This window comes from Streptomyces sp. ADMS (assembly GCF_033441795.1).
Classification (GTDB): domain Bacteria; phylum Actinomycetota; class Actinomycetes; order Streptomycetales; family Streptomycetaceae; genus Streptomyces.
This window is the reverse complement of sequence record NZ_JAVFVX010000009.1, coordinates 108,773-127,994: the sequence shown is the minus strand read 5'-3', so window position 1 is coordinate 127,994 and position 19,222 is coordinate 108,773. Positions and strand designations below refer to the sequence as shown.

Genomic DNA, 19,222 nt, shown 5'->3' with positions numbered 1-19,222 from the left:
CCCTGCTTGTAGTGCAGGTCGGTGTGGCACACCCCGCAGGCCTGGATCTGGACCACGGCCTCACCCGGACCGGGGTCGGGCACGACGATCGTCTCGACCCGCACCGGCTCGTTCCTGCCCGGTGCGATCACGCCGCGTACTTCCTGCGCCATGGTGCTGAACCCTTCCATCGGCCAATGTTCGGTTCTTCGCTCCGACCCTACGTGCGACCGTTCGGTAACGGCACGCTCACCCAGGACGTCCGCGAGGCCGAGGAGCGGGCCGCCGGGCATGCCGCCGACGCGGTGCACGCCCCGCTGTCGGCGCCGACGGCGGGTGCCCCGCTGCCGGGGCCCGCTCAGGGGCGCCACTGGTCGCCATCTGCCGCTCCGGCAAGCGCGCCCTGAAGGCGGCGACGCTGCTCGCTGCGCCCGGTGCGGAGGTTTCGGACGTGATCGGCGGGATGCGTGCACGGACGGGGGCGGGGCCGCCGGTGGGGACGGGGGCCCGCGGCGCACTCCGGCAGTGCCGGCGGACCGGTCACGTGAGTGCGTTCGTTCTCGCTCCGGCCGCCGGGCCAGTGACCGGTCTCGCGCTGAGGGCGCTCGGGGGCGGCGGCAGTGTGCGACCGTGCCCGCACTGATCCATCTCCTCGGCTTCACCCCGGCCGCGGCCACCACCGCGAGCCTGGCAGCAGTCACCGTCACCTCCTCCACCGCGCTGGCCGCACACGCCCGTGCGAACACCGTCGAGTGGCGTGCCGGGGAGCTGTTCGCGGCGGCGGGACTGGCGCCCGCGATGCTCGGCGGGGCGATCAGCGGGTATGTGCCGTCCGCCCTGCTGACCGGCTCGTTCGCGGTGATCACCTGGCTCGCCGCGTACCGCGTGCTGCGCCCGCCGGTGTCCCTAAGGGAAGGAGTGCCGGTGCGGCCCGTGCAGGTCGCTCAGACGGGCGCGGGGCTGGGTGCGGTGACCGGAGTACTGGGCGTGGGCGGCGGATTTCTCGCCGTACCGGCGCTGGTGAACGTCGCGGGGCTGCGGATCGGCCGCCGTCGGGACGAGCCTGCCGGTCATCACGGTCGACACGGTCCGCCGTGCCGGGCCGGGCCGGCACGGCGGACCGTGTCGACCGGACGCCGGTCGCGCCGTTCGCGGGGCCGCGGTCCTCGGAGCGTGGGACGGCAAGCGGCTCGCGGGCCGGGTCTCCGGGAGCCGTCCAGCGGATCTTCGCCTGGGTGCGGCCGGCGATGGCGCTGCTCATGCTCGCCGACGCGCAAGTGCGACCGCCGCCGGGAGCCCCGGAGAGGCCCTCCCCCGCCCACGGATCACCCCGCGAACACACTCACGCCAGCGACAGGAACAGCTTCTCCAGCCGGGCCCGCATCTGCTCCTTCGTCTCGCCGTTGCGCTCGCCCTGCTCCACGTCGGTGAGGCATTGCTGGAGTCCGGTCGCGATGATGGCGAAGCCCGCCCGGTCCAGGGCACGCGAGGCGGCGGCGAGCTGGGTGACGACCTCCTCGCAGTCGCGGCCCTCCTCGATCATCCTGATCACTCCGGAGATCTGCCCCTGTGCCCGGCGCAACCGGTTCAGCACCGACTTGAGCTCATCACCCTCGAACTGCAGTTCCACAATCACTCCCCTATATACCCTTAGGGGTATTCTAGCCCCACCTCAGGAAAGGATCCCACTCGCCCATGACCACTCCCGTCGCCCTCGACACCGACCAGGCCCGTACCCGCCTGCCGCAGCTGACCGTCGTCGATGTCCGCACCCCGGGCGAGTATGCCTCCGGGCATCTGCCCGGCGCCCTCAACATCCCCCTCGACCAGCTCCGGCGCGCGCTGCCCGCCCTCAGGGAGGCCGCGGACCAGGGCGAGCTCCTCGTCGTCTGCGCCTCCGGCGCCCGTTCCGAGTCCGCCTGTTCGGTCCTCGCCGAGAACGGCGTCCCGGCCATGATCCTGACCGGCGGCACCCAGGGCTGGCGGGACCGGGGACACGAACTGCACCAGCCGGCACCCCGGGCACGCGCCACCTGGTCCATGGAACGCCAGGTCCGCTTCACCGCGGGCGGCATCGTCCTTGCGGGACTCGGGCTTGGCCTCCTGCGGCCCACCTGGCGGCTGCTGTCCGCGGGCGTCGCGGGCGGCCTCGTGTTCTCGGCCGTCAGCGACACCTGCGGCATGGCCAATCTGCTGGCCAGGCTGCCGCACAACCGACCGGTGCCCGCCGACCTCGACGCCACCCTCGCCGTACTCGCACAGCGGTCCCGGGAGCGCGCCGAGCCGGTCGGACTCGGTACGGACATCAGCGCGTGAAGTCCCGGGTACCCGGCCGCCGCGGATGGCCGCCGCCCGTGCCGCCGGAATGTTCTCCCTGGCGGACGGCTGCCGTGCGGTCGGCACGCTGACCCGGCTCATGGGCGCGCTGCCGAAGGGGGGCGCGATGGCGGCGCTGGAGGCGTCCCCTCAGGAGCTGGGCCTGGGGCCCGGAGTGGTCGTCGCGGCCGTCAACGGGCCCCGGGCGGTGGTGGTTTCGGGCGACCGGGACGCGGTGACGGCTGTGCGGGAGGAATGGGCGGGACGCGGTCGGCGGACGGGGGCGCTGCGCACCGATGTGGCCGCGCACTCGGCGCACCTGGACCCGCCGCTGGACGCGTACCGCCGCACCCTGGAGACGCTGGACCTGCGCGCCCCGCGCCTGCCCCTCGTCTCGGACATCACGGCGAAACCGGTCGGCGCCGAGACCGCCACTGCGGAGTTCTGGGTGCGCGAACTGCGCGAGCCGGTCCGATTCGCGGACGCGGTGGGCCTGTTGGCGCAGGGCGGGGTGACCACGTATCTCGAACTCGGCCCGGGCGAGGTGCCGGCCGGCCTGCTCGACGGCTGCCTGCCCGGCGGCGAGGCGGAACCCTCGTCCCCTCGACGGCCCGCGACTGGCGGAACCTGCACGAAGAGCACACGGAACACGGGCAGCGATGACTGCGTCTCCGCTCCCCCGGCCGCCGACGTAGGGTGAATGCCCCGCCCGCCTGCCGAGGAGCGCCGTGAGCATCGCAGAGCCGAACCCCGGTCAGCCCGCCTGGCGGCTGCTCCTCGGATATGTCCGGCCGCACCGGTGGACCCTGCTGACGGGCGCCCTGCTGTCGCTGGCCACGGGTGCCGCCGGGCTGGCGCTGCCGCTGGTGGCGCGGGGGCTCATCGACGATCTGTCCTACGACCGGGCAATCACCGGCGCGCTGCTGCTGATGTCGGCGCTGGTCGTCGCCAACGCGGCGCTGGGCGCCCTGGGTTCGTACGTACTGCGCCGCACGGCCGAGTCGGTGGTGCTGGGCGCCCGGCGGGCGCTGTCCTCCTATCTGCTGCGACTGAGGGTGCCGGCCGTGGACCGGACCGAGCCCGGCGATCTGATGGCCCGGGTCACCTCGGACACGACCCTGCTGCGCGAGGTCACCACCGACTCGCTCGTCGGTCTCGGCACCGGCGGCCTCACGCTGGTGGCGACGGTCGTGATGATGGGCCTGGTGGACCCGGTGCTGCTGGGCGTCACCCTCGCCGTGATCGTGTGCGCGGGGACCGTGCTGGGGGTGATCGTGCCGCGCATCAACAAGGCGAGCCGGCGGGCGCAGGACGCGGTCGGTGTCATGGGCGCCTCGCTGGAACGGGTGCTGGGCGCGCTGCGCACGATCAAGGCGTCCGGCGCGGAGCACCGGGAGGAGCAGCGTCTGCACGCGGCGGCCCAGGAGTCGTGGCGGCAGAGCGTCCGGGCCGCCAAGTGGTCGGCGGCGGCCGGCAACACGGCGGGGCTCGCGATGCAGATCGCCTTCATCACGGTGCTCGCGGTGGGCGGCGCGCGGGTCGCGACCGGCGCGGTCGAGGTCGGCACGCTGGTCGCGTTCCTCCTCTACGTCTTCTATCTGATGTCGCCGATCCAGCAGGTCGTCGGCGCGATCACGCAGTACCAGACGGGCGCCGCGGCCCTCACCCGCATCCAGGAGGCCCTCGCCCTGCCTTCCGAACCGTCGTCGGCCCGCCCCGCACCTCTCCCGGCCACCGACGCCGAACCGGCGGCGCTCGCCTTCGAGGAGGTCCGCTTCCGCTACGACGCCGACCTTCCGTACGTCCATCACGGTGTGACGTTCGCCGTTCCGCCGAGGGGCATGACGGCGTTCGTCGGCCCGTCCGGCGCGGGCAAGACGACCGTGTTCTCGCTCATCGAGCGGTTCTACGACCCCGAGTCCGGCGTCATCACGCTCGACGGCCGGGACGCCGCGGACTGGGAGCTGACCGAACTCCGCTCCGCCATCGGCTATGTCGAGCAGGACGCGCCCGTACTGTCGGGCTCACTGCGCGACAACCTGCTCCTCGGCAATCCGGAGGCGGACGAGGACGCGGTCACGCGCGTGGTGAAGACGACCCGGCTCGACGGTCTCGTGGCCCGGTTGTCGCGCGGCCTCGACACCCTGGTCGGGCATCGCGGCACGAAGCTGTCGGGCGGTGAGCGCCAGCGGGTGGCCATCGCCCGCGCGCTGCTGCGCCGCCCCCGGCTGCTTCTGCTCGACGAGGCGACCTCGCAGCTGGACGCGGTGAACGAGGCGGCGCTACGCGACACGGTCGCGGATGTCGCCCGTACGACCACTGTTCTCGTCGTCGCCCACCGGCTGTCGACGGTGACGATGGCGGACCGGATCGTGGTGATGGACGCGGGCCGGGTCCGGGCGGTGGGCACCCATCGTGAACTCGTGGCCGGGGACCCGTTGTACGCCGAGCTGGCGGCGACGCAGTTCCTGGCTACGACCGGCTGAGCGCGCCCCGCCCGGAAGCGCTCAGCTCTCCAGCCTGCGCAGCCGTTCCGCGTCGCAGGTGCGCGGGCAGGTGGAGCAGGCCTCGTCCGGGCGGATCGTGTAGTAGAGGCAGCAGCCGGCGCGGGTGCGGGTCGGGTGGCGGTGCCCGGACGTGTCGGTGAGGTGGCGGAAGTCGGCGCCGCCGGGGTAAGGGGAGACCGCGGAGGGCAGTAGTTCGGTGGCCGCGCGGACGGCGTCGCCCTCCCGGCCGAGGACGCGCCCGAGGTACCAGATCCCGGAGACGAGGTCGTCGGAGACCAGACCCCACAGGGCGCGCGATCCCCGGCGGGCGACCGGGCCGATTGCGTTGAGCAGCGGGGCCATGTGGTCGGCGACGGCGGAGCGCAACTCGGTGCGCAGCGCCTCCTCGTGCGGGAGGACGGTGACTCCGGGGAGAGCGGCGGCCGGGTCTCCGGGGAGGCAGGACAGCCGGGAGACGGGTGTGATCTTGTACACGCCGGTGTCGAGGTCCAGCCGGACGTCCTCCGGCCGGATGCGTGGAACGCGCTGCTCCAGGTACCAGACGCCGCTCATCAGCAGGCCGACCGACCACGCGTAGTCGTGCAGGGCGCGGGACGCGGCGACGTGCGGGCGGGCGGAATGCCCGTAGCATTCCTGGATCCGCACCGCCTCGGCCTCGACGAAGACGGCGAGGGTTTCCTGGCTGTTCGTCAACTCCATTCCGGTGACGCCGGCTTGAGGGACCGTCGCATCCGGGTCGGCGACCTCTGCGGTGAGCACCTCACAGAGGTCGGCGAGACGTCTGTAGGCGCCGCCGAGCACGCGCGCGGCGGCGGCCGGCGTGGTCTCCAGGGCAACGCTCATCGGTACTCCTGCGCAGAGAGCTTCGGGTGGGGTTAGATAGGCCAGGCTTACCTTACTGGCAAGATCGCAAGGTGGTGACCGGGGTGCCCCCATGTCGACGATCAAGGATTTCGCACGTCACAGCACCTCCACAGCTGTTTGAAACGTAAAGCATGCCTAACCTAAGCTCCCTGGTCGTGACTTCGACCCATCCGGGCGCACCGACCGGTGTGCCGTTCCATGCCCTGAGGCACATCCCGATCCTCCGTACCGGACCCGGGGCCCTGACCCTGTGCGCCGCACCGAGCCTCGCCCTCGGCGTGCGCCCGGTGCCCCTGTCGACGGTGTCCGACGCGCTGTTCGGCCACGCCCAGGAGAGGGACGCGCTCGTGGTGACCGGGCTGCGGCTGCCGCGTACGGTCATCGGGCTCGCGGTCGGCGCGGCTCTCGTGGCCGCCTGGGCGGTCGCCCAGGGCATCACCCGCAATCCGCTGGTCCGCCCGGAGTCGCAGGTCTCGACCGGCCCCGGGGTCACGACGAAGGACGTCAGCCCGGAGCGGATCGACCAGGCCGACGCCGACCTGATCCTCGTCACCGCCGCAGACACCGAGGACAAGCCCCAGAAGCAGCAGGTCGTCACCAACCCGGTCTGGAAGAGCCTGCCCGCCGCCGGGAACGGCAGGGTCTTCGAGGTCCCGGACGAGATCTGGATGTCCGGCATCGGCGTCCAGGCCGCCGAGCGGACGCTCGTCGACGTGGCCAGGGCCACCGGGACGGAACTCCCCAGGAAGTAACTTCCCCCTGTACGGGGGGGCGGGGCGCGCCCTTCTGTACGCGCCCCGCCCCCGGGCCCCCTGCGCGGGCCCCAACTCCCCACCCGCTAGAGGAGGTTGTCTTCCACGTCATGCGCCTGTACCTGCTCGCCCTCAACCCCACCGACTCCGTCACCGAGGGCTTTCTGCCCGCCGCCGCCCGTCTCGGCCTCGACGTCACCGTCCTCACCGACCAGCCCGACGCCCACCGGTCCGTGTATCCGGACGTCGAGATCCTGGAGTGCGACGTCCGTGACTTCCGCGCCGTCGTCACCCGGATCTCCACGCGTCACCGGCCCGACGGCGTCTTCAGCAACAGCGACCACCTCCAGACCCAGGCCGCCCTGACCGCCGACTACTTCGGCCTGCCCGGCAAGGACTGGCGGGCCGCGCTGGCCTGCAAGGACAAGGCCGAGATGCGGCGCCGGCTGGCCGCCGCCGGCGTGGACACCGTGTGGTCCGCCGAACTGACCGGGACCGGTGCGATCGAGCCCGTCGCCCTGGCCGCGCCTTACCCGTGTGTCCTCAAACCGCGCGAGGGCGTGGCCAGCGAGGACGTCGTCCTCGTCGACGGCCCCGAGGAGCTGGGGACGCGCGCCACGGAGATCTTCGCGCGGCGGCCGGGTGCCGTGCTGGTCGTCGAGGAGTATCTGCCCGGGGAGCTGTACACCCTGGAGACGCTCGGAGACGGTGACGTCCGCCACGTACTGGGCGGTTTCCACACCGAGTTGTCGGCGCCGCCGTACTTCATCGAGGAGCGGCTCGTCTTCGTCCCGGCCCACCCCGGACCGGTCGTCGCTCAGGTACTCGCCCCACTGGACGCGCTGGGCGTCGGGTTCGGCGCGTGCCACACCGAGTTCGTGCTGCACGAGGGGCACGCCCGGATCATCGAGGTCAACTACCGTGCCGTCGGCGACCAGGTCGACCTGCTGCTGGCCCGGCTCCTGGAGATCCCGCTCTTCGAGCACATCCTGCGCACCCACCTGGGCGAGCCGCTCCCGGCCGACCTGGGCGTCCGCCGCGACGGCGCGGCCCGTCTGGAGTACCCGTGCGCCGACCGCGCGGGCACGCTGACCTCGGCACCCCCCGACACCGAACTCACCATGGACGGCGTGGATCTGACGTACCGCCGGCTGCGCGCGGTGGGTGAGCGGCACGAGCTGTACCGCACCAACCGCGACTACCTGGGCGTTCTGCGGGCCACCGGTACCGATCAGGCATCTGTCGACCGGGTCTCGGCACAGTTCCTGGCGGACCGGCACTGGGAGGTCCAGCCGTGACCGCGGCTTCTCCCGCACCCGGGACGACCGACGCCGGGGCCGAACTGCTCACCCGCGTCCTCAGTGCCCTGCTCCGCGAGGACGTGGCCGGTCTGCGTACCCGCGGCACGCTCACGCACCGACCGGACGGCATCTGGCTGCGCCTGCCGACCGACGCCGACGACGCCCTGCTGCTGCCGCTCGCCGAGGACGGCTTCCAGTGTGTGTACGCCGCCCGACTCCCGCTGCTCGTACGCGAGTCGGACGGCGCCGAGTTCACCTCGTACGACACCGCGCTCGCCGCGCTGGGCGCGCTGGCCGATCCCGTGGACCGCGACGGCTTCGACGCCTTCGCCGAGGAGTGCCGGCAGACTCTGGCCACCCTGCGGCTGCACGACGCCACACGCCAGGAGGCCGCCGAAGGACTGACCGACCGTCATGGAGCCGACGCGGCCGCCTGGACAGGCCTGACGGCCTCCCTGGCGTACGACACCCTCGCGGCCCGCATCGACCATCCCGTGTATCCGGCCGCGCGCGGCCGGTCCGGGCTCACGAACGAACAACTGCGTTCATACGCACCGGAGTTCCACCCCCGCTTCACGCTGCGCTGGCTCGCCGTGCCCCGGGAGGCGGTGACCCTCACGGGACCGCTGCCGGAGGGCTGGCCGACCTGCGCGGTACTCGGTACGCAGGATCTGCACCACACGCACATCGCTCTGCCCGTGCACCCGTTGACCGTCGGCGCCCCGCTCGACGAGGCGCTGCGGATCACCGGTCTCGCGGGACGCGCCCGGCTCGCCGGCCACGGGTACCTAGAAGTGGTGCCGACACTGTCGATGCGTACCGTCGCGGTGGCCGCCGATCCCACCCTGCACCTCAAACTCCCGCTGGCCACCGCCACGTTGGGGGTGCGCAACCGGCGTTCCATCAAACCCGGCACACTTGTCGACGGCGCCGCCGGGCAGCGGCTGGTCGAACGGGTCGTCGAGCGCGAGCCGCGCTTCCGGGACACCGTTCTGCACGCCGACGAGACCACGTACGCGCACGCCGGACACGAGCTCCTCGCCGTCCTGTGCCGCCGCTACCCGGCAGGCCTCGACGACGCCGCCGTCGTCCCGCTGGCCGCACTGCTGGCCGAGGCACCCGACGGCCGGCTGGTCGTCGACCACCTCGCCGACCGCTTCCACGACGGCGACCCGCTCGCCCTCCTGGACGCCTGCCTCGCCCTCCTCTTCGACTGGCAGACCACTCTCTTCGGCCACGGCATCGCCCTGGAGTCACACCAGCAGAACCTCTCGCTGGTCCTGGGGCCCGAACCGGGCCGAGTGCGGCTGCTGTTCAAGGACAACGACGGCCCACGCATCAACACCGCACGGCTCGCCACCGTCCTGCCGGGGCCGTGGGGCTTCGACGACGAGCGGACCTACGGTACCGAGGACGGGCCGGTCGCCGACGTGTTCGCCACCATCACCGTTCATCTGTGCGCGGGCGCCTACGCGTTCGGGCTGGCCCGGCACGGCCGCGCCCCGCTGTCCGCGCTGCTGGGGCTGGTCCGCGACCGGCTCGATGAGGCCGTCGACCGGCTCGGCGGCGACCCTGCCGCCGTACTGCGTGCGCGGATCCTCGACGCGCCGCACCTGCCCGTGAAGGCCATGGTGAGTGCCGGAACCCTGTTCAGCAAGGAGCGTTCGGGCGCCGCCGACATCAACAAGCACTACACCACCGGCCCCAACTACCTTCTCCACGCGGGAGATGAAGCCGGATCGCACCCCGGGGACGCCGGATGAGCACCGAGGCATGGCGCCTGCCGGGACACTCGTCGTCCGGCCCCGGCCATGTGCACGCGATGGCCGGCTGCTGCTTCGTCGCCTCCTTCGCCGCCCTCGGCCTGCCCCCCTGCCTCACCCAGATCCTCCCGGAGTTGGGCGACAGCTCCGCGCGCTGGACCGGCGTGGTGTATGTGGTCCCGGCGGTGTTCGGCGCGCTCGGCGCGCCCCTCTGGGGCAGACTCGCCGACCGCTCCGGCCGCAAACGACTGCTGCTGCGGGCCCGGTTGAGCCTCGCTGCCGCCCTCCTGCTCGCCGGACGGGCCAACTCGCTGGTCACCTTCACGATGGCGCTGATCCTCCAGGGCATCCTCGGCGGCACGTTCGCCGCGTCCAACAGCTGCCTGGGCGCCGCGCCGGAGGGGCCCCGCCCTGTCCAAGGCACTCGCACTGACGCAGAGCAGCGCCCGGGCGACCCTGGTCGTCGCACCGATCGTCGTCGGCGCGCTGTCGGGCCGGCTGTCACCGCACCGCCAGTACGCGCTGCTGGCCGTACTCCCACCGACCGCCGCCCTGCTGCTCGCCGCGCTCCCCAACCCCCGCTCGCCCCGCGCCCGTTGGAGCCGCTGATGCCCTCACTGACCGACTCGCCCGACACCACCTCCACCCCCGCCCAACTCAGGGTCGCCGAACTCCCCACCGCCGACGACGTGGTGACCCACACCCTCCTCAACTGCCTGTTGCGCGAGGTCTCGGGCCCGGAACGCCAGACCGTCGTCGACGACGGTCATCTCCTGCTCCGCCTCCCCCGCCGTGGAGTTCTCCTGAGGATCAGGATCCGCCGTACGTCTCTCCTGGGCGCCCACCGCTTCAGCGGCCCGGTGAGCGAACGGGCCGGCGACGGCTGGGCGGTGGTGGACTGGCGGCGCCTGGCCGAGTACACACGCGACGAGCTGTCCCTGCGGACCGGGGAACGCAACGACGAGTTCCTGGAGCAGATCACCTCCAGCCACCAGGCCGTCACGGGCGCCCTGGCCGGTGAGCGCCACGCAGGACCGGCGGACGGCCACCTCACCGCCTACCTCGCCTCCGAGCAGTCCCTGCTGTTCGGCCACCGCTTCCACCCCACCCCCAAGGCCCGCACCGGCGACCCGCGCGCCTGGTCGGCGTACGCGCCGGAGAGCGGGGCCCTCTTCCCGCTGCGGCACCTCGCCGTGCGCGCCGGCCTGATCGCCGAGGAGAGTGCCGCCCCCTGGGCCACCACCGCACTGGACGGTCAGCGCGCGGACGTCCCCGACGGTTACCGGCTGCTGCCCACGCACCCGTGGCAGTACGACGCCCTGCGCGAACACCCCCTGCTACGGGCCGCCTTGGAGCACGGTGATGTCCTGGACCTCGGCCCGGGCGGCCGGCCCTTCGCCGCCACCGCGTCCGTACGCACCCTGTACGACGGCGAGACGTTCCTCAAGTTCAGCCTGAACGTCCGGATTACCAACTGCCTTCGCAAGAACAGCAGTTACGAGCTGTCAGGAGCCGTCGCCCTCACCCGCGCCCTCTCCCCCGCGTTCACCGACCTGGCCGAGCGCTTTCCCGGCAGCGCGGTGCTCCGCGAGCCCGCCTACCGCACGCTCGCCCTGCCCGGCCCCGACGGCGCCCCGGACCGTGAACTCTTCGAGGGTTTCGGCGTGATCGTCCGCGAGGGCCTGCCCCGGCACCGCGCGCCCGGGTCAACTCCTCTGCTCGCGGCGGCGGTTGCCGACGAGTACCCGTCGAGCCCCGCGCACATCTCCCGGCTGCTCACCGACGCCGACCCGGCGACGGCCCTCGACTGGTGGTCGGCGTATCTCGGTCTGCTCGTCCCTCCCGTCCTGGCCGCCTACTTCGACCACGGGCTGGTCCTGGAACCCCATCTCCAGAACGTGCTGATCTGCGTGGACGCAGACGGCCGCCCCGTCCAGGTGGTCTTCCGGGACCTGGAGGGCACCAAGCTGGTCCCCGAGCACCACACCCACACGCTGACCGCCCTGCCGGCCGAGGTCGCGGGCCCTATGACGTACGACGCGGAGCGCGGCTGGGACCGGGTCGTCTACTGCCTGCTCGTCAACCACCTAGCCGAACTTCTCGCCGCCCTGGCCGACTTGCACCCGGGCGCCGAGGCCGCGCTGTGGGCACGAGTGCGTGACATGCTCCAGTCCTACGCCGACGGTTCCGGCTGCCCGCCGCGGCTCGCCGCGCTGCTCGCCGGGGTTCCGCTGCCCGCGAAGGCCAACCTGCTCACCCGCTGGGAACGCAGGGCGGACCGCGAGGCAGGATACGTTCGGCTGCCGTCCCCGCTCGCCGAGGACCTCCTGCGCGACACCACCCGGAGCACCCGATGACCCTCGCCGTGCGCGATCACGCACTGTCCCTGCCGACCGCCGAACTGCCGGCGTACGTCTACGACTTGACGGAGCTGCGCAGTCACGCGGCGATGGTCCGCGCGGCGCTGCCCGAGCGGGTCGAGCTGTACTACGCGGCCAAGGCCAACCCTGAGCCGGAGATCCTGGCCGCGCTCTCGCCGTACGTCGACGGCTACGAGGTCTCCTCGGGCGGTGAACTCGCCCATGTCGCCGGCGCGGTGCCGGGCCGGCCGGTGGCGTTCGGCGGGCCGGGCAAGACACCTGACGAGGTGCTGGCCGCGCTGAAGCTGGGCGTCGACCGGTTCCACGTCGAGAGCGAGCACGAGCTGCGCATGCTCGCCGAGTTGACGCGGCAGGTCGGGCCCGAGCACCGGGTGGCGGTGCTGGTGCGGGTCAACATCCCGGTGTCCGACGGCTCGTTGGCGGGCAACTCGCTGACGATGGGCGGCCGTCCGACTCCCTTCGGGCTCGACCCGGCCGGGGCCGCGCCGGTGTTCCGGGCGCTGATGGACGGGACGTACCCGCAACTCGAACTGCGCGGACTCCACGCCCACCTGGCGAGCGGACTCGACGCCCGGGAACAGCTGGCGGTGGCCGAGTCGGTGGTCACCTGGGCGGCCGGGCTCGGCGTGTTTCTCGCCGAGGTGAACGTCGGCGGTGGGATGGCTGTCGACTACGCCGCGCCGTCCCGCCGTTTCGACTGGGCGGCGTTCGGCAGGGGCCTGGCCTGGCTGACCGAGGCGTACCCGGAACTGACCCTGCGCATCGAGCCGGGCCGGGCCCTGACCGCGTACTGCGGCTGGTACGCCACCGAGGTGCTGGATGTGAAGCGGAGCCACGGCGAGGAGTTCGCGGTGGTCCGGGGCGGCACCCACCATCTGCGCACCCCGGCGACGAAGGGCCACGACCAGCCCTGCACGGTGTTGCCGGTGGACTCCTGGCCGCACCCGTGGCCACGCCCGGCTGCCGAGGACGCGCGGCTCACGCTGGCCGGCCAGCTGTGCACGCCCAAGGACGTCCTGGCCCGGCGGGTCCCGGCGCCGGGGCTGCGGGCGGGCGACCGGGTGCTGTTCTCACTGGCGGGCGCCTACGCGTGGAACATCTCCCACCACGACTTCCTGATGCACCCGAGGCCCGGCTTCCACTTCCTGGGCACGGAGCCGGTGGCAGCGAACCCGCCGGGATAGCACACACGCGCGGGAGCCGCCCGGTCCGGCCGGGCGGCCCTCGTCCCTGTTCGCTGCTCGTCCAGTGCGTCCCGTCAGACTTCGATGCCCGGCAGCAGCCCGGTCACCGGGGCGGCCAGGTCGGTGACCTGGTGCAGTTGGTTGAGATCGTGCAGGCGGTTGAGTGAGCTCAGCTGGCTGGAGACGCGGGGAAGATCTCCGTGGTACTGGGCGGGAATCTCGCCCATGGCGAGCGAGTCGAGCTGGGCGATCGGGTTCAGCCTGCCCGCGTTCTGGTCGGCGGCGGGGGCCGCGCTCGCCAGCGGGGCGGCGAGGCCGGTGACGCCGACGGCGAGACCAACGGCGGCGGCGATTCGTCGTGTTGAGATCATGTATTCAGCAACGGCCCACGCCCCGCACCGGACACGGGCACCCCGTACCGCTCACCCGTCAGGCTCATCCTCCGTCTGCGTTTGCCGAGGTTCCCGGGACGGAGGACGCTCAGGAGGAGAGGACCCTCGCGGCCCGCGCCCGACCGGGCCGCAGCCCTCGGAGGAGGTCACCATGGGCACCACGGCAAGCTCCGCCTTCGACACCGAAGCACTGCGCCGGGGCATCGAAGGACAGGACGCGACGGCACTGCTGTCGCTCTACGCCGACGACGCCGAACTGCGCGTCGTCGACCACAACACCCAGCCCAGCCACCCGATGGTCATGCACGGACGTGGCGAGATCAGCGCCATGCTGAACGAGGTGTACAGCAGGGACATGACCCACAAACTGGAACAGGTCGTCGTCCAGGGCGACCAGGTCGCCTACACCGAGTCCTGCCTGTACCCGGACGGGGTCCGCGTCCTCGCCGGCTCGATGCTGTCCCTGCGCGACGGCAAGATCGTCGACCAGACGGTACTGCAGGCATGGGACGAGGACAATTCCTGACCTCGGTTAGGCTGGGCGCCGGGTCGTGACTGGCGCTGAGGTGGAGAACCACCGGGGAGCGGCCTTCGCGGAGCGCTGCACTGTTCCGTGAACGCGGAGTGCGTGCCGTGCGCCTGGGCGACGACGACTGTCAGCTCAGGAGTGGATCATGTCCCAGGCCCGGCTCATGGATGGCACCTCGCTCGCCCGGCGCATCGTCGGTGACACCGCGAAGAAGGCCGCCGACCTCACCGGCCGCACCGGCACGACGCCCTGTGTGGCGACGGTGCTGGTGGGTGCGGACCCCGCCTCGGTCACCTACGTCCGGATGAAGCAGAACCGCTGCCGCAAGGCCGGCGTCGAGTCCCGCCATGTGGAGCTGCCCGCCGCGACGACCACCGGGGAACTGGTCGGCACGCTGCGCTCCCTCTCCGACGACCCCGGTGTACACGGCATCCTGCTCCAGCACCCGATGGGCGCGCACATCGACGAGCGGGCCGCGTTCGAGGCGATCACACCCGGGAAGGACGTCGACGGTGTCACCTTCGCCTCCTTCGCGACGATGAGCTTCGGCCTGCCGGGCTTCGTGTCCTGCACGCCCGGCGGCATCATGCGGCTGCTCGACGAGTACGAGGTCGACCCGTCGGGCAAGCGGGCCGTGGTGGTGGGCCGCAGTGCGATCCTCGGCAAGCCGGCCGGCATGCTGCTCCTGGGACGCGACGCGACGGTGACGTACTGCCACTCACGGACGCGGGACCTGTCGTCCGTCGTCCGCGAGGCGGACATCGTGGTCGCCGCCGTGGGCCGGCCCCGGCTGATCCGGGGCGAGGACATCAAACCGGGCGCCGTCGTGATCGACGCCGGGTACAACCCCGGAAACATCGGCGACGTCGACTTCGGCTCCGCGGTGGAGCGGGCCGGGCTGATCACCCCGGTGCCGGGCGGGGTCGGTCCGATGACGATCGCGACGCTGCTGGAACAGACCGTCGACGCCGCCGCCCGGCAGCTCGGGACATGATCAGCGCATCCAGGCGCTGCACTCCATGACTTCGCCGGCGCAGGCCCCGCTCGGGCTCGGCGACGGTGGCGGTGTGCTCCACGAACGTCAGGAGCCCGCAGCGCTCCCGGCGACCCGGGCGCCCTCGGGACCTGGGGGCAACCAGCCGGCGGGGCGCAGGATGCCCAGCAGCATCCGCACCAGCTCGTCCACCACCTCGTCCAGCGTGGCGTCCACCCACCCGGCGCTCCAGTCGTGCAGCAGGCCGTTGACGCTGCCGATGAACGCCGTCGCGGCGAGCCGGTAGTCGCGTGGCGCCGCCTCTCCGCCGGCGACGGCGGCCTCCGCCTCCGTGCAGATGAGGTTCACCCAGCGGGAGCGGCGGGCGAGGCGCTGCTCCTCCAGGCGGGGACTGACGCCGATGATCTCGACGAAGGTCATGCGGATGCGGCGCGGGTCGGCGGTGACGTTGGCGGCGTAGGCACGGAAGATCGCGGCGGCTCGTTCGGCGAGGGGCAGGCCCTCGGCGGCGGCCAGCGCGGTGAGCGCCGCCTCCTCGGCCCAGTCGTTCACCTGGAGGTGAAGGGCGGCAAGTACGTCCTCCAGGGTGCGGAACTCCTCGTAGAACTGGCGGGTCGACAGGCCGGCCGCCTCACTGAGCGCGGCGACGGTCGTCGAGCGGTAGCCCGGGGTGTCGCCGAACATCTGGAGCGCGGCGTCCAGGAATCTCCGGCGCCGTGCTGCCTGCCGTTCCTCGGCCGTCTTGCCCGCATAACGGCCGGTCGGCGCCCTGAGCCTGCCCGCCAATGGGCCCTCCTTCGTCGGTCCGGGGGCCAAGTTTGTCGTGCACGCACTCTTGTGGAGAAGGGCACCCCCTCCTTACTTTCCAGTAAGTCCAATCTGAACGTGACCGTGTTCAGTTTCACGCCCACAGCCACGTTCTCCCTTTTGCCCCACATGTCATGCACCCGCCACAGCCCATCTGTTCACTCCCGGAGGGGAGAGCACGCATGCCTGCTTCCAGAACCAGGCACCTCTGTGCCATGGCCGCCGCCCTCGTCCTGACCGTCACGGCCCCCGCGTCGGCCGCCGTCGCGGCGTCCGCCGCCGAGGACGCCACCGCCGCGAGCCTGCGCGAGGTGATGTTCGTCGGCAACAACTGGGAAGGCACCGCGGACGTCATCGAGTCCACCGGCGACTTCGCCAGGATCGGCCGGATCAACGTCGTACCGGACAAGGCACAGCGACTGGCCGCGATCAACGCGGACCCGATCAAGTGGATCTACTTCATGGCCATCCGCAACGGAGTCGGGGAGGGGCACGACCAGCTGGTCGACGACATGTACTCCACCCCCGACGGCAAGTCGATGGTGGTCTCCCGGCCGAGCTTCGCCGACGTCGTGTCCATCGACCTCGCCACCGGGGCGATCAACTGGCGCTTCCCCGTGTCGGGTTACCGCTCCGACCACATGGCCGTCTCCCCCGACGGGACCCGGGTCGCGGTCTCCGCGTCCATCTCCGGCACCGTGCACGTGCTGAACATCGACACCGGCGCGCAGGTGGGTTCGTTCGCCACCGGTGACAAGCCGCACGAGAACATCTTCACCAAGGACGGCAAGTACATCTGGAACATGTCCATCGGTGACGTCAACACCTCGCAGGACGCTCCGTGGCAGGACTTCACGAAGGGCGACCGGAAGATCACGGTCGTCGACGCGGCCACCTTCCAGCGGGTGAAGGTGATCGACATGCGGGACCGGCTGAACGCCATCGGCCTCACGGACTACTCGGACGCGGTCCGCCCGGCCGCCTTCTCGCCCGACGAGTCGAAGCTGTACTTCCAGGTCTCGTTCTTCAACGGCTTCTTCGAGTACGACATCGCCACCGACAAGATCACCCGGACGAAGACCCTGCCGAAGAACCCGGCGACCAGCGACGACCGCACCACGTTCGTCAACGACTCGCGCCACCACGGCATTTCGATGAAGCCGGACGGCACGAAGCTGTGCGTCGCGGGCACGATGGACGACTACGCGACGGTCGTCGACCGTACGACGCTCCAGGAGGGCCCGCTCGTCACCGCCTCGAAGCCCTACTGGGCCACGGTGAGCGGTGACGGCAAGTCCTGCGTGATCTCCGAGAGCGGCGCCGACCAGGTCACGGCCATCGACTTCGCCACCGGCCAGAAGACGGTGTCCGTACCGGTCGGCGACCACCCTCAGCGGGTCCGTCTCGCCCACATCGAGGCGGACTGGACGGGACCGGCAACCAACTGACGCTCGTTTACGGGCAGTTCTGATGGAAGTCGGCTGCGCACCCGCGCCCCTTCAGGGGCGCGGGGAACTGCGCGACAAGCCTCCACCGGCCCGGCGGCCAACGAACCGCCGGGCCCGCAGAGTGCCTAGCCGAACTCCGACGCGGCCCAGGAAGCCAGCTCAGCCCGCGCGGCGCTGAGCAGGGTCGCCGAAGGAGCCGTCGCCCCGTTGGTCACCAGCGCGTAGTGCAGGGCCCCCGAGTCCGGCGCGGTGAGCAGGAGGCGGCGGCTTCCGGTGTTACCGGGATCGGTGCCCGCCGCGATCGGGGTCGAACTGGTGTAGGCCGACGGGCCGTAGACCGTGCCGAGGTCGGAGACGACCGTGGTCGTCGCGGTCGGGAAGGACGCCGGCAGATGGAGTTCGGTCGGCGCCGAGATCCCCTTCGAGCGCCACACCAGCACCCCGTACTGCCCCGAGCCCACCAGCTGGGACACGTTGGGCAGTGAACTCGGCACCGGGTTCCAGGTCAGGGTCGTGGACCCGTCCCGGGAGCGGTCCTCGTAGGTGAAGGCGAGCGTCGTCCCGGCCGTGGCGCCCGGATAGACGCGGTCCAGCATCCTGGCGTCCTGCCGCAGCACCGCCGTACCGGAGTCGTCGAGGCGTACGGCGGACAGGTCCTCGTCGTTCCAGGCGTCACCGGTGGTGAGCACCTTGTCGGGGTTGTCGTTCATCAGCTCCCTGTGGCGGCCGTTGTAGATGTCCCACTGCCACTGGCTGCCGGACAGCACCGGACCCGACCCGCTCGCGTTCGCCCACCAATTCGCCCCCTTCACCCGGGAGTCGAGGGCCTGGTACATCGCCTTGTAGACCGTCGGCGCCTTGTCGGAGACCGATCCGACCAGCGGGTGGCCGAACTCGCTGATGATCCCCGCGGTACCGGTGGCGGCGGCCCGGTCACGGACGGTGCCGAAGTCGGTGACGTACTGGCCGTCCTCGGCCTTGCCCCACATGAAGATGCCGGAGATCGCCTTCTGGTCGTAGAAGTGGGTGTTGAAGACATAACGCGGGCCGATGGTCCCCGCGTCGAGCAGTCCGCCCTCCGCCTTCTGGAAGTCGATGTTGGCGTTCCAGAACATGTTCGGTTCCACGAAGGCGGGCTTGTCCTGCCAGCCGGCCGCATCCATCCGCGCCCGGAACTTCACGAAGAACGGCCACAGGACGTCCTTCTCCCAGGCCCGGCTGGTCTGGCCCGAGTCGAGGTTCCCCGGATGCGGTTCGTTGTACGGGTCGAAGCCGACGATGCCCGTGAACTGGGCGCTCGTCAGGTTCTGTTTGAGGTACGCCATCGTCTTCTGGGCGGTGTCGAGGAACGAGTCCTGGATCCCGTACGTGTTGTGCCAGAAGTCGTACGTCGCGTCCTTCACGGCCGCGTTCTGGGTGATGTTCTGCCCCCAGAGGAGGCAGATCCCGCAGTTCTCGTCCGGGTAGTTGCCGAGGTCGACGGCCCACTTGGGGGCACCGTCGCCGGTGTACCAACTGTCCGAGTCGAAGAGCCAACGGGAGTAGAGGTCCTGGTGGAAGTCGGGGTAGACGCGGATGCCCGCGTCCAGGAAGGCACCCATCTGGGCGGTGGCCGCGGCCAGGTAGCCGCTGTTCACTGAACCCCGGACGGGCTCCGCGTACGCCCAGGAGAGCAGGAAGCGGACGCTGTTGCCGCCGCCGAGCGCTCGCAGCGCGGTCGCGGACTTCCTGGCGTCGGCGACCGAGGCGAAGGGCAGTCCGTTGTTCTCCTTGAGCTTCGTCTCGCCGGAGACGTTGTAGCCGCGGAGCACGACCTCGCGGCCCAGAGCGTCGGTGAAACGACCGTTCTGGACGGTGAGGGTGGTGGAGGTAGGTGAGTCGAACCAAAGAGTGTCGGCCCGGGCGGGCTGGGAGCCGACGGTGGTCAGGAAACCCGTGACCAGTACCAGTACGCCGAGCAGATGCACGCGCAACTTCGACATGTCCATTACAGTCCCGCGCGCAT

At 71.5% G+C, this 19,222-nt stretch carries 17 protein-coding genes and 3 pseudogenes; 14 read left to right on the top strand and 6 right to left on the bottom strand.

Annotated elements, in window-relative coordinates; genetic code table 11:
- A pseudogene (locus RB628_RS06640) lies at positions 1 to 152 on the bottom strand (alcohol dehydrogenase catalytic domain-containing protein); the annotation flags it as partial.
- 51 nt (positions 153 to 203) lie between these two features.
- Here RB628_RS06640 and RB628_RS06635 point away from each other — a divergent pair.
- Positions 204 to 386 carry a hypothetical protein gene (locus RB628_RS06635; RefSeq protein ID WP_318319338.1) on the top strand — a complete coding sequence of 61 codons (183 nt, stop codon included), beginning with the start codon at positions 204 to 206 and terminating at the stop codon, positions 384 to 386.
- Between the two features lie 137 nt (positions 387 to 523).
- Positions 524 to 1,253 (top strand): annotated as a pseudogene (locus RB628_RS06630) (sulfite exporter TauE/SafE family protein); the annotation flags it as partial.
- 68 nt (positions 1,254 to 1,321) lie between these two features.
- Here the strand turns inward: RB628_RS06630 and RB628_RS06625 are convergent.
- Positions 1,322 to 1,609 carry a metal-sensitive transcriptional regulator gene (locus RB628_RS06625; RefSeq protein ID WP_318319337.1) on the bottom strand — a complete coding sequence of 96 codons (288 nt, stop codon included), beginning with the start codon at positions 1,607 to 1,609 and terminating at the stop codon, positions 1,322 to 1,324.
- Positions 1,610 to 1,674: 65 nt separating this feature from the next.
- Here RB628_RS06625 and RB628_RS06620 point away from each other — a divergent pair, with 65 nt between their 5' ends.
- Genes RB628_RS06620 through RB628_RS06610 form a run of 3 tightly spaced genes read left to right on the top strand, consistent with a single transcriptional unit; the run spans position 1,675 to position 4,781 of the window.
- The gene (locus RB628_RS06620) at positions 1,675 to 2,295 is read left to right on the top strand and encodes a rhodanese-like domain-containing protein (protein WP_318319336.1); all 621 of its coding nucleotides are present in this window, start codon (positions 1,675 to 1,677) and stop codon (positions 2,293 to 2,295) included.
- A gap of 25 nt (positions 2,296 to 2,320) precedes the next feature.
- A complete protein-coding gene (locus RB628_RS06615) occupies positions 2,321 to 2,995 on the top strand; it encodes an acyltransferase domain-containing protein (protein WP_318319335.1) in 675 nt (224 codons plus the stop codon).
- 28 nt (positions 2,996 to 3,023) lie between these two features.
- The gene (locus RB628_RS06610; protein ID WP_318319334.1) at positions 3,024 to 4,781 is read left to right on the top strand and encodes an ABC transporter ATP-binding protein; all 1,758 of its coding nucleotides are present in this window, start codon (positions 3,024 to 3,026) and stop codon (positions 4,779 to 4,781) included.
- Between the two features lie 21 nt (positions 4,782 to 4,802).
- Here the strand turns inward: RB628_RS06610 and RB628_RS06605 are convergent, their stop codons facing one another.
- Positions 4,803 to 5,645: a (2Fe-2S)-binding protein gene (locus RB628_RS06605; RefSeq protein WP_318319333.1), complete on the bottom strand. Its 843-nt coding sequence runs from the start codon at positions 5,643 to 5,645 to the stop codon at positions 4,803 to 4,805.
- A gap of 176 nt (positions 5,646 to 5,821) precedes the next feature.
- Between RB628_RS06605 and RB628_RS42530 the strand changes: the two genes are divergently transcribed.
- The 6 genes and pseudogenes from RB628_RS42530 (at position 5,822) to RB628_RS06575 (ending at position 13,047) form a co-directional block, all read left to right on the top strand.
- Positions 5,822 to 6,418, top strand: coding sequence for an iron chelate uptake ABC transporter family permease subunit (locus RB628_RS42530; RefSeq protein ID WP_412180603.1), 597 nt, complete (start codon positions 5,822 to 5,824; stop codon positions 6,416 to 6,418).
- Between the two features lie 110 nt (positions 6,419 to 6,528).
- Positions 6,529 to 7,716 (top strand): ATP-grasp domain-containing protein, encoded by a 1,188-nt coding sequence (locus tag RB628_RS06590; protein ID WP_318319332.1) that lies wholly within the window; start codon positions 6,529 to 6,531, stop codon positions 7,714 to 7,716.
- A complete protein-coding gene (locus tag RB628_RS06585; RefSeq protein ID WP_318319331.1) occupies positions 7,713 to 9,482 on the top strand; it encodes an IucA/IucC family protein in 1,770 nt (589 codons plus the stop codon). The genes RB628_RS06590 and RB628_RS06585 overlap by 4 nt, the downstream gene beginning before the upstream one ends.
- A pseudogene (locus RB628_RS42525) lies at positions 9,479 to 9,796 on the top strand (MFS transporter); the annotation flags it as partial. The gene RB628_RS06585 and the pseudogene RB628_RS42525, both read left to right, overlap by 4 nt.
- 294 nt (positions 9,797 to 10,090) lie before the next feature.
- Positions 10,091 to 11,839, top strand: a complete 1,749-nt coding sequence (locus RB628_RS06580; RefSeq protein WP_318319344.1) for an IucA/IucC family protein — start codon at positions 10,091 to 10,093, stop codon at positions 11,837 to 11,839.
- Positions 11,836 to 13,047, top strand: coding sequence for a type III PLP-dependent enzyme (locus RB628_RS06575; protein WP_318319330.1), 1,212 nt, complete (start codon positions 11,836 to 11,838; stop codon positions 13,045 to 13,047). The genes RB628_RS06580 and RB628_RS06575 overlap by 4 nt, the downstream gene beginning before the upstream one ends.
- 74 nt (positions 13,048 to 13,121) lie before the next feature.
- On the opposite strand, the gene RB628_RS06570 is transcribed toward RB628_RS06575, so the two are convergent.
- The gene (locus RB628_RS06570; protein ID WP_318319329.1) at positions 13,122 to 13,418 is read right to left on the bottom strand and encodes a hypothetical protein; all 297 of its coding nucleotides are present in this window, start codon (positions 13,416 to 13,418) and stop codon (positions 13,122 to 13,124) included.
- A 172-nt stretch (positions 13,419 to 13,590) separates the two neighbouring features.
- Here RB628_RS06570 and RB628_RS06565 point away from each other — a divergent pair, with 172 nt between their 5' ends.
- A complete protein-coding gene (locus tag RB628_RS06565; RefSeq protein ID WP_318319328.1) occupies positions 13,591 to 13,965 on the top strand; it encodes a nuclear transport factor 2 family protein in 375 nt (124 codons plus the stop codon).
- Positions 13,966 to 14,113: 148 nt separating this feature from the next.
- Positions 14,114 to 14,962: a bifunctional 5,10-methylenetetrahydrofolate dehydrogenase/5,10-methenyltetrahydrofolate cyclohydrolase gene (locus tag RB628_RS06560; protein ID WP_318319327.1), complete on the top strand. Its 849-nt coding sequence runs from the start codon at positions 14,114 to 14,116 to the stop codon at positions 14,960 to 14,962.
- A gap of 87 nt (positions 14,963 to 15,049) precedes the next feature.
- On the opposite strand, the gene RB628_RS06555 is transcribed toward RB628_RS06560, so the two are convergent.
- Positions 15,050 to 15,748 (bottom strand): TetR/AcrR family transcriptional regulator, encoded by a 699-nt coding sequence (locus RB628_RS06555; RefSeq protein ID WP_318319326.1) that lies wholly within the window; start codon positions 15,746 to 15,748, stop codon positions 15,050 to 15,052.
- Positions 15,749 to 15,951: 203 nt separating this feature from the next.
- Here RB628_RS06555 and RB628_RS06550 point away from each other — a divergent pair, with 203 nt between their 5' ends.
- Positions 15,952 to 17,217: a YncE family protein gene (locus RB628_RS06550; RefSeq protein WP_318319325.1), complete on the top strand. Its 1,266-nt coding sequence runs from the start codon at positions 15,952 to 15,954 to the stop codon at positions 17,215 to 17,217.
- Positions 17,218 to 17,342: 125 nt separating this feature from the next.
- Here the strand turns inward: RB628_RS06550 and RB628_RS06545 are convergent, their stop codons facing one another.
- The gene (locus RB628_RS06545) at positions 17,343 to 19,205 is read right to left on the bottom strand and encodes a cellulase family glycosylhydrolase (protein ID WP_318319324.1); all 1,863 of its coding nucleotides are present in this window, start codon (positions 19,203 to 19,205) and stop codon (positions 17,343 to 17,345) included.
- Between the last annotated feature and the right edge of the window lie 17 nt (positions 19,206 to 19,222).

Coding starts and splice junctions, on each gene's coding strand:
- RB628_RS06620 (WP_318319336.1), top strand. CDS start 1,675: ATGACCACTCCCGTCGCCCTCGACACCGACCAGGCCCGTACCCGCCTG.
- RB628_RS06615 (WP_318319335.1), top strand. CDS start 2,321: ATGGCCGCCGCCCGTGCCGCCGGAATGTTCTCCCTGGCGGACGGCTGC.
- RB628_RS06605 (WP_318319333.1), bottom strand. CDS start 5,645: ATGAGCGTTGCCCTGGAGACCACGCCGGCCGCCGCCGCGCGCGTGCTC.
- RB628_RS06590 (WP_318319332.1), top strand. CDS start 6,529: ATGCGCCTGTACCTGCTCGCCCTCAACCCCACCGACTCCGTCACCGAG.
- RB628_RS06580 (WP_318319344.1), top strand. CDS start 10,091: ATGCCCTCACTGACCGACTCGCCCGACACCACCTCCACCCCCGCCCAA.
- RB628_RS06575 (WP_318319330.1), top strand. CDS start 11,836: ATGACCCTCGCCGTGCGCGATCACGCACTGTCCCTGCCGACCGCCGAA.
- RB628_RS06570 (WP_318319329.1), bottom strand. CDS start 13,418: ATGATCTCAACACGACGAATCGCCGCCGCCGTTGGTCTCGCCGTCGGC.
- RB628_RS06565 (WP_318319328.1), top strand. CDS start 13,591: ATGGGCACCACGGCAAGCTCCGCCTTCGACACCGAAGCACTGCGCCGG.
- RB628_RS06560 (WP_318319327.1), top strand. CDS start 14,114: ATGTCCCAGGCCCGGCTCATGGATGGCACCTCGCTCGCCCGGCGCATC.
- RB628_RS06550 (WP_318319325.1), top strand. CDS start 15,952: ATGCCTGCTTCCAGAACCAGGCACCTCTGTGCCATGGCCGCCGCCCTC.
- RB628_RS06545 (WP_318319324.1), bottom strand. CDS start 19,205: ATGGACATGTCGAAGTTGCGCGTGCATCTGCTCGGCGTACTGGTACTG.